The sequence below is a fragment of the Nostoc sp. PCC 9305 genome (assembly GCF_963920915.1).
Taxonomy (GTDB): Bacteria; Cyanobacteriota; Cyanobacteriia; order Cyanobacteriales; family Nostocaceae; genus Nostoc.
Map to the genome: position 1 here is coordinate 50929 of NZ_CAWUDN010000038.1, position 15527 is coordinate 66455.

11 protein-coding genes are annotated in these 15527 nt (G+C 40.3%); 7 read left to right on the plus strand and 4 right to left on the minus strand.

Annotated features, from left to right (window positions below; genetic code table 11):
* Positions 1-72: 72 nt before the first annotated feature.
* From ACM0OX_RS16325 to ACM0OX_RS16335, 3 genes are all read right to left on the minus strand, one after another.
* Positions 73-864: an SDR family NAD(P)-dependent oxidoreductase gene (locus ACM0OX_RS16325; RefSeq protein ID WP_414516136.1), complete on the minus strand. Its 792-nt coding sequence runs from the start codon at positions 862-864 to the stop codon at positions 73-75.
* Between the two features lie 227 nt (positions 865-1091).
* On the minus strand, positions 1092-2564 hold the full coding sequence (locus ACM0OX_RS16330; RefSeq protein WP_414516137.1) for a lipase family alpha/beta hydrolase: 1473 nt from the start codon (positions 2562-2564) through the stop codon (positions 1092-1094).
* 158 nt (positions 2565-2722) lie between these two features.
* The gene (locus ACM0OX_RS16335) at positions 2723-4732 is read right to left on the minus strand and encodes a hypothetical protein (RefSeq protein ID WP_414516139.1); all 2010 of its coding nucleotides are present in this window, start codon (positions 4730-4732) and stop codon (positions 2723-2725) included.
* A gap of 676 nt (positions 4733-5408) precedes the next feature.
* Here ACM0OX_RS16335 and ACM0OX_RS16340 point away from each other — a divergent pair.
* The 7 genes from ACM0OX_RS16340 to ACM0OX_RS16370 all read left to right on the plus strand — a co-directional run bounded on the left by ACM0OX_RS16340 (position 5409) and on the right by ACM0OX_RS16370 (position 13419).
* Positions 5409-6803, plus strand: coding sequence for an NADH:flavin oxidoreductase (locus tag ACM0OX_RS16340; protein WP_414516140.1), 1395 nt, complete (start codon positions 5409-5411; stop codon positions 6801-6803).
* Between the two features lie 66 nt (positions 6804-6869).
* Positions 6870-8336: a c-type cytochrome gene (locus ACM0OX_RS16345; protein WP_414516141.1), complete on the plus strand. Its 1467-nt coding sequence runs from the start codon at positions 6870-6872 to the stop codon at positions 8334-8336.
* A 12-nt stretch (positions 8337-8348) separates the two neighbouring features.
* A complete protein-coding gene (locus tag ACM0OX_RS16350) occupies positions 8349-8759 on the plus strand; it encodes a hypothetical protein (protein ID WP_414516143.1) in 411 nt (136 codons plus the stop codon).
* Between the two features lie 89 nt (positions 8760-8848).
* A complete protein-coding gene (locus tag ACM0OX_RS16355) occupies positions 8849-10282 on the plus strand; it encodes a c-type cytochrome (RefSeq protein WP_414516145.1) in 1434 nt (477 codons plus the stop codon).
* 93 nt (positions 10283-10375) lie between these two features.
* The gene (locus ACM0OX_RS16360; RefSeq protein ID WP_414516146.1) at positions 10376-12016 is read left to right on the plus strand and encodes a lipoxygenase family protein; all 1641 of its coding nucleotides are present in this window, start codon (positions 10376-10378) and stop codon (positions 12014-12016) included.
* A 29-nt stretch (positions 12017-12045) separates the two neighbouring features.
* A complete protein-coding gene (locus ACM0OX_RS16365) occupies positions 12046-12354 on the plus strand; it encodes a putative quinol monooxygenase (RefSeq protein ID WP_414516148.1) in 309 nt (102 codons plus the stop codon).
* A gap of 12 nt (positions 12355-12366) precedes the next feature.
* A complete protein-coding gene (locus tag ACM0OX_RS16370) occupies positions 12367-13419 on the plus strand; it encodes a saccharopine dehydrogenase family protein (protein WP_414516149.1) in 1053 nt (350 codons plus the stop codon).
* A 237-nt stretch (positions 13420-13656) separates the two neighbouring features.
* On the opposite strand, the gene ACM0OX_RS16375 is transcribed toward ACM0OX_RS16370, so the two are convergent.
* Positions 13657-15222 (minus strand): cation:proton antiporter, encoded by a 1566-nt coding sequence (locus ACM0OX_RS16375; RefSeq protein WP_414516151.1) that lies wholly within the window; start codon positions 15220-15222, stop codon positions 13657-13659.
* Between the last annotated feature and the right edge of the window lie 305 nt (positions 15223-15527).

Genomic DNA, 15527 nt, shown 5'->3' on the forward strand with positions numbered 1-15527 from the left:
AGATCCCCGACTTCTTTAAGAAGTCGGGGATCTTGTTTCTGAGTGTTTGATTTAGGGTTACTATCTTACAACTTATTTGCTTTCCTGCATGTTTCTGACTAGTTTAGTCACTAGCTTTCTGGGAGTAAATCTTACAGATTCAGCGAGTAGCTTATTTTTAATTCCAGGAACAACAACAGTTTTGTTTTCAAATAGACCGCGATAGCCGATTTCGGCTACTGTTTCCGCAGTCATAATTTTTTGACCGCTTACCAACTTTGAGTCTTCCATTGCGGCTCTTTGTTGAAAACCAGATTCGGTAGGCCCTGGACATAGCGCCGTCACAGAGACACCTGTACCTTCTAATTCATTTGCGATCGCTTCTGAAAACGATAAGACATAAGCTTTACTAGCGTAGTATACTGCCATCAGTGGCCCTGGTTGAAAAGCAGCAGTGGAAGCCAGGTTTAATATTTTTCCAGACCCCCGTTTAACCATACCTTTGAGAAATAACTTGGTTAAATGTGTCAGACATAAAACATTAACCTGTAGCAATTGCATTTCAGCATTCAGGTCAATTTCGTTAAATAATCCGTAGGTAGCAAACCCGGCATTGTTCACCAACACATCAATATTGATTGATGCTTGTTCTAGCTCCGTGAAAATTTCTTCTGGGGCTAATGGGTTAGATAAATCTTTGGAAATAACTTTGACATCAATGCCAAATTTCTTTTTAAATTCATCGGCTATTTTATTCAGCTTTTCCAGACTTCTAGCTACCAACACAAGATTGTAACCATCCTGAGCAAATAATTTCACAAATTCATAACCAATGCCGCCAGATGCACCAGTAATAAGAGCCGTTTGTTTGCGATTAGTCTGCATAATTTTCCTCTATTAACAGCTTGAAATAAATAGACATCTGATGAAAATAACTATGTGTTAATCCAGAAACCTTATAGATACGGAGGTTGTATCTATCCATTCTTTTTCACACATGTCTTTTAGAAATCATTAGTTATTAGTCATTATTAACCTAACGTTCTTTAAGCTTGATTATTCTCTCTCCAGAACAATTAAGAAATGCTAAGTAAACACAACTAATCACTTATTTATTTCCATTGGGAAATTTCCAAGCGAACTGCTGCATTTGCTCCTAAGACTTTTTGCCCGCGTTCAGGTAAAGAAACATACGCAACATATATACCCGAACTAGATTCTGAAGTCGGATTTAACTTTGTTACTGGCTCTTTTTCTTCAGAATTCCAACTGTATTTGGCCTCATAACTGCTATTTGATTCGGAAACATCAGTAATTAGATAGTCAGACCACAAAGGTACTTGGTCGAGATGATGGTCACGTAACCAATTCTTCTCTTGTTTTGTAAAGGAATGCAGTGCTAAACGCAGGGCATATCTACAGGTATTATCATCATTGACTGAGTTTTTGGGGATTAAGAAAGCTGTAAATAGCGGAATAGGTTTATCTGTTCGGGTTAACTCTTGTGTAATTGGGCAATAATGAGCGATCGCTTGCTCATATATTGGAATAGGAAGACCACGCAAAGCCACCCTAGTTTCCAGTTGATAAAAGTTATTGTCCAAGTCTTGTAACTCAACATTGCTCAGAGACAGTTTCACCTGGATATCACCAAACAAAAATCGTTGCAGGTTTTGATAACCTTCTTCGGAGTTCAATATGCCATAACGTCCGCCATGAGAGCGATGAACATAAGCACGATGAGATCCAAGGATATAAGCTTTATCAATCTGAACTAGACCATCACTTTTCACTCCAACAAGATTGCGTGAAAGACCAAAAGCTTCTTCATAATCATGTGCATTCGTGCCGATTAGAGAAAAAACGCGGCTTGGCGAAAATGCAGTATCTATGCTTTGTAGTGTTTCTAACTGAAAGTCATCGGGTAACTCAGTTGTTGGCTTTATACCAGGTGTTAAATACTGATACATCCTCTGGGGGCCAAAGTCATCAGAATTATTCAATTGGAACCTGTCTCTAAGGTTTTCAATTAAGCCACCCCCGACCTCAAAATAAATACCGCCATGAGGTGTAGCATAGGTAAAGAATTTGTCAATGTGATCCGCAGCTTGCTCGTTTTCATCTGGATAAATCTTTTGAATCAAGCTGCGACAAACAAGACCTCCCATCGAGTGGGCAACAAGATAAATTTTCTCAGCACCCGTCGTTTTTTTGACATTCTGGATCAGTTTTCTTAAACCCTTAGCTATCTCCTCCATCTCTTGTCGAACTACACTTGAGGAGCCAAAGCTAGGTGTAGAGATATCATAAAATCGATAGATCCAAATAGTTTGATGAAGTTGATCGGACAATCTTTTAATCTGATTGCTCACATTCTGATTGTCAACAATCGGTTGATAACCATGATCGGTCATTAGCCGCAGCAATGGACTCTCGAAAAAAAACTTCTGGGGATTTTCCTTCTCATCTACTCGAATATGGGTTGAACCACTATTGAATCCATAAAACGGATCGTTGACTGTTTGCTCAACGTCTTTTTCTGTACCTGCATATCCACGAACGAAGACGATTGGTAAATACGGCATATATATCCTTGCTATTTAATCAATATTTTTTCTCGTTCCCAGATTTAACCTGGAAACGAGTGCAGAATATCAAGACAATTTGTCTTAGTACAACATTTTATTAATTCGTAGCGAATTCTCTGCGTTTAAAACACTACGATTTTACACGGAAGCTGTACTTAGAAAGTTTTCACAAACTCAATTAGGGCTTTCTTATCTTCATCTGGCAGATTTGAGCCAAAATAATGACCCTCATCTTCTACAAAGTCAGGAGATTTGTTGGCTCTTAAAAGCACACGTGCCAACTTACCCTTAATTCCACCCCCTGGTTTCAAATCTTGGAAAAGGCTGCCGAGATTGAGAGATGTAATCGCCTCTCTAATATTGATGCTTGCTAGCAAATTCACAGGCGTACCTTTAGGAACAGGAAGTTTAAATCTCGGATTCGGATCTCCTGGGGGAAGCTCTAATTTGGTATCTTTAGATGTTCTGCTGATAATTCCCTCACGCTTTTCAGGCCACAGCAGCTTTTCCATTGCATCCGTATAGGCTTCTACACGTCCTTTCACTGAAGGATCTTCGTTGTAAAGTCCTAGTGTGTTGTTGTGAAGAAGTGGTGCTGTTGCCCAAATGCTTACTAGCGAGGGTGTACGGTAATAACCCAAACCGCCGTCAGGTATCTTAAATTCGATAGGTTTTTTCTCATCAAAGGGGTTGTACAGCGTTAAAGTACCTGGTGAAGGCAGTTCTTTGTAAGTCTTCGACGAGAACTGATCCCAAATATGCCCTTTAGTGGCATTTGTCCCTAGCGATCGCGCCACATTGGTTCCAATTAGGGTAACTGGATAACGCTGGTCATCAGACAAGAAGTTGTGGTCAAGAAAATTACTACTGAGTACAGACTCTTCGTACCATTTTTGAGCCTGTTCGGTGTCAGCTGCGATCGCATCTGGTGGCTTTTTGCTGGAATGGCAACTAGCACAAGTGCTAGCAAAAACCAGTTTGCCACGTTTGAGAACTTCTTCATCTTTAGTCAAGAACTGTTCGCCATCTGGTGCATCTTTCAGGTGCATCGGCTTGATGGTTTTCAAGAATGCTTCAGCATCAGCCATACGTGCTTCTGTCTGTCTCCAGCCTTCACACTCCTTCCGCGCCTTTTCGATATCAAAAGGTTTTTGGGGAGTTCTGCCTAATAAAGGCTCATGGAGACTTGTCCAGTAATCGCCGCACATCCCAATGTTGACGTAGACGCGTAGTGAGGCAATTGCCACTCCTGTAGAGTCCGCACCATCCTTGAGAATATGATTAACATCCTTGGTTGAACCATCGTTCATTACCTCTGGATATTTGGGGCGATCGCCTAAATTAAAAATGGAATTGATCGCATTCGGATTGTTGATGTGATCGGTGGCAATCCGAGAAGTATCAGAAGTTCCAGGTCTTTGAGAATCAAGTACTTGCTTAACAAAACTATTTTCTCCAACGCTGGATGCAAATAATTTATTTTCCTTAATGTACTGATTACCCAATGCTGCTACAAGGTTTTCCCATTTTGGATGTTCCTTGTCTTTGGGTGGATTAAGGGGATCTAACGCTACGTGACAGATGGCGCAGGACTGGCCAATTACGTAAGGAGGCTCAATTTGTGAGGTTTTGGCATATTCAACAGGGTTCCATTTTGCCGAGTCGAAGTTGGGGTTTTGGAATTTACGTAACCCAATAACACCAGTTGAGAGCGGATCTTTACACTTATCTAGCCACAAACCATATTCATCTGGCGCTGTTGCTTTTTCACATCCAGGATCGTTAATTGCGCCATAACGTTGCAATCGCTCGTCATGCACGCGCGAGTCAATCAGCTTTAACAAGTCAACACCGCCATGTGTTCGCTTCGCTAAATCACGATAGTACTTAGAATTACCTCCAGTCCATAAGTACCAAGTGCAACGACCTCGTTTCTCGGCATCTGTCAAATTCTCCTTTGTGTATTCTGGGAGATAACCGATACCCGCACAGTTATCAGGGTATTCAGATACACCCGTATCCGAATACTCAGTACTTATGGACGTAGGTATTTCACTATACTCATCAGCTAGAGCTGTAGGCGTTCCATAAAAGCCGCAGACTATAAACACAGTCACGAATAGGAGGAGCAGACAGCCCTTAAAAATTAGACTTGTCTTTTTCATAAAACTCTCTGGTTGTAACACCTAAACCTTTTCCACTGCACCTCACTTTTGCAGAGGTACACTAATGCTTCATCACTAATTTCCCATTTTCCAGATTTAGTCTTGGGATATTTTGATGATTAATGTACCTTACTGAGGTTCGTTATATATGAAGTTACTACACAAGTTTGTAAAACGTCATCAATAAACTTTTATACATTTCTAAATCAAAAATTTAAAAATTTGTAAATTTACAATGGTCTTCAATAACCAATTTGCTATGGTTATATCGATTTCCTACATACTTGGTTAGGTTTGTAACAAATTGTTAGCAGCTATTTTTAGCTACTTTTAAGGTTGCCTTAACCTTTTAAGAGAAATAAAAGACGGAAATTTTGACTTTTTTTAAGAATTGCTCTGTAAATCCCGTAGGTTTACAAATTGCAAAAGTCTTTATATAACTGTAAAAACCAATAAGGATAAATATCCATGCTGAAACTGGTTAAGTAAATTTAAGTAACAAAAACTTAATACTTAGCCCTCCCATCCGAAAACCTCCACTGTAGATTTGTAGACATAAAAAATTGCTCTCCCAGAGACACTAGAAATAATAGTTCTCTGGCGAGACTGTTAGTGCTACGAATAATTTTGACTTCTAATTTTATTGCCGAAATAATAGATAAAGACAGAAGAACACATGGAAAACGATATTATATTTGAGCCATTGAGATTCCGTAATCTCACAGTAAAAAATCGGATATTTCGCTCTAGTATTTCTGGCAGATGGGATAACTATGATGGTTCAGGTACTCAAGCCCGAATCAACTGGGAAGAAAAGTTTGCTCGTGGTGGTGTAGGAGCGATTATTAGTTCCTTTGTCCCAGTCGCCATCCGGGGACGAATTATGCCCAATTACGCCACCATTAACTGTGATGAGCGCATTCCTTTTTGGCGAAAAGTAGGAGAAAGAGTCCACGAATATGACTGTAAATTTATTTTGCAATTAAGTCATTCGGGGCGACAGCAAGATATTGGTGGTGTAGAAAACTTAGGAAAAAAAGCCTTAAGTTCCACTAGCCAAACTGAGCCATTCCACGGCTTTTTGTGTCAAGCGATGACACTAACAGAGATTAAAGAAACAATTCAATACTTCGCCGATGGTGCTAGACGTGCCCGTGAAGCCGGTTTGGACGGAGTGGAATTGCACAGTGCTAATGGATATCTTTTTAATCAATTTCTCAGTTCTGGAATTAACGACCGTCAAGACGAATATGGTGGTTCATTAGAGAATCGAGCGCGGTTTTTGCTAGATGTAATTAGAGCAATCCGCAAAGAAGTAGGCAACGACTTTCATTTGCAATTCAAAATTAGTGCCGTTGACTATAACAACGCCGTCACCTTTTGGGAAAAACCAGGTAATACCATAGAAGATTCTATTCAAGTTTGTCAATGGGCAGAAGAAGCTGGGGCTGATGCTGTCCATGTGTCAACTGGTAGCTTATTTCCTCACCCACTCAATCCCATTGGTGATTTTAATTTTGATGTCATTACTAGAACTTATGATGCCATGTTGTCGAGTGGTGTCGAAACCACACGTAACTACATTTTATTTCGCAAAGCATTTTTGCATCCAATTTTCAATTTTTTATGGAATCGTGTGAAAAAGCAATTGCCTCCTCAAGCATTTAGTGGTGATGATGTAAAAGACCCCAAAATCAAGCAGTTACTAATAGAGAACCAAGGCAGAAACTTACTAGATTCCAGAGAAATTAAAAAGCACGTTAATATTCCTGTATTATGTACAGGTGGTTTACAGCAAGCTTCTTATATTCGCCAGGCAATAAATGATCATTATTGTGATGGGGTGACAATGGCTCGTACTCTAATTGCTAATAATGACCTAGTTAAATCTTTTCAAGCAGGTAAAGACTTGGCAGATAAACCCTGTACTTATTGCAATAAATGTCTGCTGAATGTAATTGAAAATCCCTTGGGTTGTTACGAGCAGGATCGCTTCAATAGCTATGAAGAGATGATGGAAGAAGTAATGTCAGTCTTTCATGAAACTCAGTTTGCTAATTTATCTAGATAAAAAAGCGATGCGGATCGCATCAACAATTTCGCTTACAAATAATCTCGACAAAATGGGGAGTGTTCCATGACTGAACAAACAAACCCTACCCTACTTCCAACCTCAATTAAGGGAATATTCCAGCGGATTTGGGTTGTAATTGTAGGTATTGTAGCAGTAGCAGTATTTTTCCTTTGGCCTGTTTTGTCTAACTCTCCAGTGGATTATGCTGATATTGAAAACCACTTTAAATATGGTTCAATCGGCAGCGAACCGGTCAATGGCATCCCTTACTGGATTTGGAAAGTTTTACCAGAATTATTCCCAGATAAATTACCTGGAAAAGGTTACACTTCTCTGGGATTTATCAAAGAACCTGACAAAGATTTACCTATAGGTTTTTCGCAACGCCGAGTCTTTATCGATAGAGTTGGGTTGAATTGTGCTGTATGTCATACAGGAACGCTACGAAATACCCCCAATAGCGAACATCAAGTCATCACGACAATGCCTGCTAATGTAGTTAATTTGCAGGGATATATTAAATTTTTATCAGCAGTTGGTGTAGATGAGCGCTTTACTGCTAACCGGATGTTGCCAGAAATTGAAAAAATCAGTGGTGGTCTTAATCCCATTGAAAAATTACTTTATCGCTTCATTGCAATTCCCCAAACTAGAGATGCACTAATTAATCAGGCATCTCGACTTGATTTCGTTAAAAAACAACCAGATTGGGGCCCAGGAAGAGTAGATACTTTTAATCCTTATAAAGCAATTCAATTCCATTTCCCAATGGATAAATTGCGTGAGGATGAACTGATTGGTACTTCTGATTTTCCCTCAGTTTGGAATCAAAAACCTCGTGAGGGATTGCAGTTACATTGGGATGGTAATAATACTTCTGTTGATGAACGAAATAAGAGTGCAGCTTTAGGTGCTGGAGTCACACCCACAACAATCGATTTACCTCGAATTCAAAGAGTTGCTGATTGGTTGTGGGAACTACCACCACCAAAATATCCCTACGAAGTTAACGAAACTATAGCAGCGAAGGGAGAACAGCTTTTTGAAAGTAATTGTGCTAGTTGTCATGCTTTTGGTGGTGCATATACAGGCAAAGTTGTCCCAATTCAAGAAATTGGTACAGACCCTCATCGTCTCGACTCATATACCTACAAAACGATGTCTAACCAAAATACTCTGTATACAGGGTATCCGTGGCGCTTTAAGAATTTCCGTAAGACTAATGGCTATGCAAATATGCCCCTTGATGGTGTTTGGTTACGCGGCCCTTATCTGCACAATGGCTCAGTTCCCACCTTACGGGATTTATTAGAAACACCAGAAAATAGACCTAAAGAATTCTATCGTGGCTACGATGTCATTGACAGAACAAAAGTTGGTTTTGTATCTGATGTCGATGTAGAAAACGGTAAGCAATACTTTAAGTTCGATACCACAAAACCTGGAAATAGTAACAGTGGTCATTTATATGGCACCGATCTTCCTACAGAAGATAAAGATGCACTAGTTGAGTACATGAAAAAGCTTTAAAAGGAGAGAAAAATGAATAATTACGCTAAATGGTTTAGTCGCGTTACTTGGGTTGGCATTATTGTTAATATGCTTTTTGTCATTCCCTCTTGCTTCTTTCCAGAATTAATGCTGACGTTCCTTCAAATGCATATACCAGTACCAATTATCTGGGTTCGCGCTGCGGGAATGCTGTTATTTATTATTAGTGCATTTTATATTCCTGGAGCACTTGACCCGTACCGATATCAGGCAACTGCCTGGATATCAATATTTCCTTCAAGAGCTTTTGGATCGACATTTTTCATTTGTGCAGTACTTTTCTTTGGGCAAGATAAAGGATTTTTATCCATTGCCTTTGTAGACCTGTTTTTTGGATTAGCGGAACTAATTCTTCTGACACTAGCAATGCGTAGCAAAATGCAATCGCTGCAATTCCAGTGAAGCAATTCTCCTAATTTTATCCCTAGTCTAGTGTGGGTATATTGCCTGCACTACAAACAGATTCTTCTGCAAAGGAGCAAAAGAGTGCCATGACAATACTCAAAGACAAAATAAGTAGGGTAATCACAACCATTGTTTTAATTGTGGTTCTTTTAGCTGGTGTAGTTGGGTATGTGGGATGGTACAACCTTTTTCGAGAGGTTCCCACATATTATGAATCGCCTGAAGAACACTTTAAATATGGTTCTATTGGCACAGAAGAAGCGCAAGGTGTTCCCTATTGGATTTGGCTGGTATTACCACGAATATTTCCTGATAAATTACCAGGGACAGGTGGTTATACTTCCTTGGGAATCACATGGGAAGAGGGCAAAGAAATGCCAGTTGGGTTTACGAAAAAAACCATTGGCTTCCCCCGCGTTGGTATAACTTGCGCTGTTTGCCATACTGCCACCTATAGAAAAACAGAGAAAGATAAACCCACAATTGTGGCCGCTGCTCCTGCTAATAAGTTTGATTCGCAAGGCTATTTACGATTTTTGAGTGCAACTGCTGGTGATGCCAGATTTACAGCAGATTATATTCTTGACGAAATCAAATATAATTACAACCTTTCTTGGTTAGAAAATTTACTTTATCGCTATGTGCTAATTCCTCAAACTAAGAAAGCACTGCTGCAACAAAAAGAAGACTATAGTTGGACAGATTCTCGTCCTAACTGGGGCCCTGGTCGAATTGATCCTTTTAATCCAGTTAAATTCAATACTTTAAAGTTGCCCAAAGATAACACTATCGGCAACTCTGATATGATGCCTCTTTGGAATCAAAAGATGCACAAAGGGTTTGCACTCCATTGGGATGGATTAGAAACTTCACTAACGGAAACTGTTCAAACTGGAGCAATTGGTGACGGTGCTACCAAAAAATCACTTCCTGTAGCCGATTTACAACGAGTAGAAGATTTTATTCAAGAACTACCACCTCCTAAATATCCATTTGCGATTGATGAGCAAGTGGCTGCAAAAGGAAGCCAAATTTTTGCTAATACTTGTGCATCTTGTCATGCTTTTGGTGGGGAAAGAACGGGTACTGTTATCCCCGTGGATGAAGTGGGAACTGACCGCCATCGGTTAGATATGTGGACGCAAGAAGGAGCAGATACTTACAATCATTTTGGTGATGGCTACCCTTGGGACTTCAAAAATTTACGCAAAACTAATGGATATGTATCTGTTTCCCTAGATGGATTATGGTTAAGAGCGCCATATTTACATAATGGTTCAGTCCCATCTCTACAAGATTTGTTAGAAAAACCAGAGAATCGTCCTCAAGTTTTCTATCGAGGATATGATGTCTACGACCCGACAAAAGTTGGCTTTATTACTGATGGGAATGAAGCCAAAGCTATAGGTTTTAAATACGATACGACGGTTACTGCTAATTCAAATCAGGGACATATTTATGGCACTGATTTATCTGATGAGAATAAAAAAGCCTTGATTGAGTATCTGAAAACTATGTAATGAAAGTTGTTTGCTAAATTCTGATGTGATTTAGCAAATTTCTGATGTCGATCGTTTACTACCAAACGCTAAAAAACCGAATTGGAGATAACCGTGAAACCATATTTACCACAAAAAGATCCTGATGTTAATGTCCGAATCAATTGGCTAGATAAAAATCGAGAAGAGTACAAATTTAATTACGATTATCTAGCTCCTCTACCAGTAATTGATAAAGTTCCTCATAAGGAAATATTCTCGGCGGAATATACTGCTAAACGTTTGGCAAGTATGGCAACTCTTGCACCAAATATGCTAGCTGCCAAAGCCAGAAATTTCTTAGACCCATTAGATCAGTTGGAAGAATATGAAGAACTTTTGTCACTGCTACCAAAACCCGATGTCATAAAAAATTACAAAACAGACTCTTGCTTTGCGGAACAACGACTCTCTGGAGCGAACCCATTAGCTATCCAAAAAATTGATGTATTACCTGATAATTTTGCTGTTACAGATGCACATTTTCAGAAGGTTGCAGGTACAGAATTTACTTTGGAAAAGGCACTCAAGGAAGGCAAGCTGTATTTCTTAGATTATCCTTTGTTATCTGATATTAAAGGTGGTGTCTACGAGAATGTTAAAAAGTACCTTCCCAAGCCACAAGCTCTATTTTACTGGCAAAGTAATGATAGTCCTAATGGTGGTTCTCTGGTACCTGTTGCCATTCAGATTAATCATGACTCTGGTGCAAAAAGCGTGATTTATACACCAGATGACCCCCATTTAGATTGGTTTTTGGCAAAAACCTGCGTTCAAATTGCTGATGGCAACCATCAAGAATTGGGTAGTCATTTCGCCTATACCCATGCAGTTATGGCTCCATTTGCGATTGTCACTGCGCGACAACTAGCAGAAAATCATCCCATCGCCTTACTGTTAAAACCCCACTTCCGTTTTATGCTATTTGATAACGATTTGGGGCGCACTCAGTTTTTACAACCTGGAGGCCCAGTTGATGAGTTTATGGCAGGTTCATTGGCGGAGTCTCTTGGATTTGTGGCGAAAGTTTATGAAGAATGGAGTGTGGAAAAATTTACCTTCCCTCGGTTAATAAAAAGTCGCCGAACGGATGACCCAGAAATTTTACCGCACTTTCCTTTCCGAGACGATGGCATATTAATCTGGAATGCCGTCGAAAAGTTTGTGGCTGAATACTTGCAACTCTATTACAAAACCTCACAGGATATCAGTGACGACTATGAGTTGCAAAATTGGGCTAGAGAATTAGTGGCTCAAGATGGTGGTAGAGTCAAGGGAATGCCAGCCAAGATTGAGACTCTAGAACAACTGATTGAAATCATCAGTGTGGTAGTATTCACTTGCGCTCCTTTACACTCTGCTTTGAATTTTTCTCAGTACGAATATATGGCTTTTGTACCCAATATGCCCTATGCAGCCTACCACCCAATTCCAGAAACTAAGGGTGTAGACTTGGAAACTATCATGAAGATACTTCCTCCCTTTAAACAAGCTGCCGACCAGGTGATGTGGACTGAGATTTTAACATCGTACCACTATGATAAATTAGGTTTTTATGATGAGGAGTTTGCCGACCCATTGGCACAGGAAATTGTAGTGCAATTCCAACAGAATTTACATGAAATAGAACGGCAAATAGACATTAGAAATCAAACTCGTCCCATACCTTACAACTATTTCAAGCCTTCGGAAATTATTAACAGCATTAATACTTGAATTAGTTTTAGTAAAAAAGAGGAATCACAATGTCAAATCAGCAAGTAACTGTCACCGCTCGACTAAAAGTAAAGCCAGGTTTGGAAGACAATTTTAAGCAGGAATTTCAACCTGTAATAGCTCTCACTCTTGCAGAAGAAGGTTGTATTAATTACGATTTGCACCAATCTTTTGATGACCCATCTTTGTTTCTGTTACATGAAAACTGGGTCAGCCAAGAAATTTTGGCTCAACACTTAGAGCAGCCGTATATTAAAGCTTTAGGGGAAAAATCAGGACAATTTTTAGTTGAACCACCTGAAGTCAGGTTATGGCAGCAGATTGCAAACAACTCCTAGCTGGTGATAATAATGACATCAAGGGTGTTATTGTATGGTGCAACTGGCTATGCTGGAAAACTCATTGCTGAATCTGCTAAAAATAACGGACTGGAATTAATTTTAGCTGGACGCAATCAAAGTTCACTAGCAGCTGTAGCCAATGAATTAAGTTTGGACTTTCGGGTTTTTGGCTTAGATGACCGACAGGCGATCGCTCGCTCTCTTGAGGATATAATTGCTGTCATCAACTGCTCCGGGCCTTTCTCCAAAACCTCAAAGCCACTTGTCGATGCTTGCCTCCAAACTAAAACTCATTATTTAGACATAGCTGGCGAAGTACCTGAATTTCAAGCGCTACAGGCACGAGATGCTGAGGCTAAAAGTGCAGGGATAATGCTTCTCCCTGGTGTGGGATTTGGGGTTGTACCTACTGATTGTGTAGCTGCTTACCTCAAACAGAAGTTAGCTATCGCAACGCGACTGATTTTAATCTATGAAACAGTGGGCGGTGTATCTCAGGGAACTGCGAATACGGTACTGCCAACTTTACATCATATCGGGGTAGTCCGAGAAGCAGGTAAGCTCATCCCATCTCGCCCAGCATCGAAAAGACGTAAAGTTGATTTTGGTTATGGGCCTGAGACAGCAGTAACAAATCCTTGGCGTGCTGATATTATCACTGCGTTTCAGACTACGGGTATTCCTAATATTGAGGTTTATACCGTATTTCCTAATCCTGTGCGCTTTTTGATGGAGTCGAGCCAGTATTTGGGATGGTTATTTAACTCGTCTCTATTCCAAAGTGCTTTAGCAAGTCTAATTAAAACTCTACCCACTGGGCCAACGGCGGCAGAACGAGCCAAGGGGCAAGTTAGAGTAATTGGTATTGCTGAGGATAAAACTGGTCAACAAGTAACTGCAAAGCTCTTAGGGCCAGAAGCATACGATTTTACGGCATTAGCGGCTGTAGCAGTGAGCAAACGGGTAATTCAAGACGAAGTTAAGGTAGGATTCCAGACTCCTGCATCTGTATATGGGGCAGATTTTGTCCTTGAGATTCCGGGAGTTACTGGGTTCGATTAAGGATATAAAAAAAAGGGCGTTGCTGAATCAAGGGATGATTCTTGTAGGGTGGGCGACACGAGATCCCTGAAATACAAGGGACGGGCAAGATGCCCATCCCACAAAACTAGCAAAATCATCCCGCAAATATGCAACGCCAAAAAAAGCTGGGTTTTTTAGGCTTGATAGCGAAAAAACCCGGCTTTTTTTTGCAGACTTAACAAATAAGCCCTTATTACGATCGATAAAAATTCAATTTTATTGAGATTTATTATCTTGTAAAACATCCTCAAGCATAGATGCTAATTCTTTATTTAACCGACCAGATTTGACAAATTCTGCATAAGTATCTGCCTCAATTGCCAACAGTTCTCCTCGAAATTGTTCAGTCGTAAAGCTTTGAAGATTCGGATATTCACCCTGCAATTTGTCAATTTCCATCCGTAAATCTACAAGTTCGCCTTTGATTAGTGTCTCCTGGTAACGGCGAAATTCTGGGTCAAGACCGGGGCGTTGGTCTGCCTGGAGATGTTCTAGAACGCGTTCTAAAGCTACATGACGGGCAACGAATTCTAAATATTGCTCGCGCAAGGGTGCATCACCAAGCAAATTGAGTTTTTCCAGCAAAGGTTTGATGGTCAATCCCTGAACAAGCAGAGTAAACAAAACTACTCCAAATACTGTTGCAATGATTTTTTCTCGCTCTGGTAGTATCGTCGATACACTCAATGCCAGCGCAATGGAGACGGAACCGCGTAACCCACCCCACCAGAGGATAGTTTGTTCTGGTAAAGAAATTTCCGATTTGGTGATGGTAGTACTCAATTTGCTGAGAATGTAAATACCAACTGCCCGCATTACAATCATTGCTGCGACTGTCACCATTATGATTTGCAGGTTTTCGCCTAAACTAGCAAAGCGTATTTGGTCGCCAATTAGCAAGAAGACAATCGAGTTAACAAAGAATGCCAAAAATTCCCAAAATTCGGAAACAATAATTCGGGTGCGGGGATTCATGCCGATACGAGAGCCAAAGTTGCCTAAAATCAAACCTGTGGTGACAACTCCAATTACTCCAGAACCGCCCAAGTCTTCAATAATCAGGTAAGTTCCATAAGCGGAAACTAAAGTTAAAGATTGTTCCACTAAGGGCAAATCGAAGCGCTGGGTTAGATAGGAAATACCAAATCCAATGAAAGCTCCCACCGCTACACCGATGCCAACAACTGTAAATAACTGCAATAAAATTGGCTGGAATTCCAATTCTACAGTTCCCAAAGATAACGCTACCAAAAAACCAAAGGCAACTACAGCCATGCCATCATTGAACAAGCTTTCGCCTTCCATTAAGGTGACAAGACGACTATCTACACCCAGTTCACGAAACAAAGCGGTGACAGAAACAGGGTCAGTTGCAGATAGACTGGCTGCAATAAGTAAAGCTGTAGTTAGAGAAATACCAACAACTTGATTGAGAGCGATCGCTACCCCGGCGATCGCAATTAACACTCCAAACACCGCATACAAGCAAATTGGCACTAAATCTCGCTTCAGTTCCGCCCATTTCAAATTCCATGCAGCTTCAAATAGCAGCGGTGGTAAGAAAATGAACAAAATTAATTCGGGAGAAAGGGTTACTAAACGGACATCGACAAAGGCCAAACCTAACCCGACAATCACCAGTAACAAGGTGTAAGGTATATGGCGAAACCAGCTAAATATCTGCGGTAGTGTCGCCACACCTAATGACACCGAAAGTACCAACAGAAACTGCTTGAGATTATTTGTAATGACTTCCTCGGCGATCGCTGATTCAAGCACCATAAGAAAATTCCTGGTATAATTTTGCCTTTATCATCATCTGACTATTTTTAGATGAGACTAGTAGTTCGCCAAGTGAACTTGGCGGGGTAAAGGGTAAAGGGGAAGGGGGAAAGGTTTCAAATCCCTTACCCCTTACCCCTTCCCCTTTACCCAGCCATCACGCAGCATTTTTGGGTTGGCAGACTACTAGATTAATGTAAGACTTTAATCAGCAGAGATTGAATATTTTACAGTTAACCGAGTATTTAGGACTGGAGTTTAGACTAAAAGCGATATGAGAGAACGCAAATCAAAAGGAATTAGAG

What these genes read in the sequence shown, in the direction of transcription:
- ACM0OX_RS16325 (WP_414516136.1), bottom strand. Translation starts at nt 864, where the DNA reads ATGCAGACTAATCGCAAACAAACGGCTCTTATTACTGGTGCATCTGGC.
- ACM0OX_RS16330 (WP_414516137.1), bottom strand. Translation starts at nt 2,564, where the DNA reads ATGCCGTATTTACCAATCGTCTTCGTTCGTGGATATGCAGGTACAGAA.
- ACM0OX_RS16335 (WP_414516139.1), bottom strand. Translation starts at nt 4,732, where the DNA reads ATGAAAAAGACAAGTCTAATTTTTAAGGGCTGTCTGCTCCTCCTATTC.
- ACM0OX_RS16340 (WP_414516140.1), top strand. Translation starts at nt 5,409, where the DNA reads ATGGAAAACGATATTATATTTGAGCCATTGAGATTCCGTAATCTCACA.
- ACM0OX_RS16345 (WP_414516141.1), top strand. Translation starts at nt 6,870, where the DNA reads ATGACTGAACAAACAAACCCTACCCTACTTCCAACCTCAATTAAGGGA.
- ACM0OX_RS16350 (WP_414516143.1), top strand. Translation starts at nt 8,349, where the DNA reads ATGAATAATTACGCTAAATGGTTTAGTCGCGTTACTTGGGTTGGCATT.
- ACM0OX_RS16355 (WP_414516145.1), top strand. Translation starts at nt 8,849, where the DNA reads ATGACAATACTCAAAGACAAAATAAGTAGGGTAATCACAACCATTGTT.
- ACM0OX_RS16365 (WP_414516148.1), top strand. Translation starts at nt 12,046, where the DNA reads ATGTCAAATCAGCAAGTAACTGTCACCGCTCGACTAAAAGTAAAGCCA.
- ACM0OX_RS16370 (WP_414516149.1), top strand. Translation starts at nt 12,367, where the DNA reads ATGACATCAAGGGTGTTATTGTATGGTGCAACTGGCTATGCTGGAAAA.
- ACM0OX_RS16375 (WP_414516151.1), bottom strand. Translation starts at nt 15,222, where the DNA reads ATGGTGCTTGAATCAGCGATCGCCGAGGAAGTCATTACAAATAATCTC.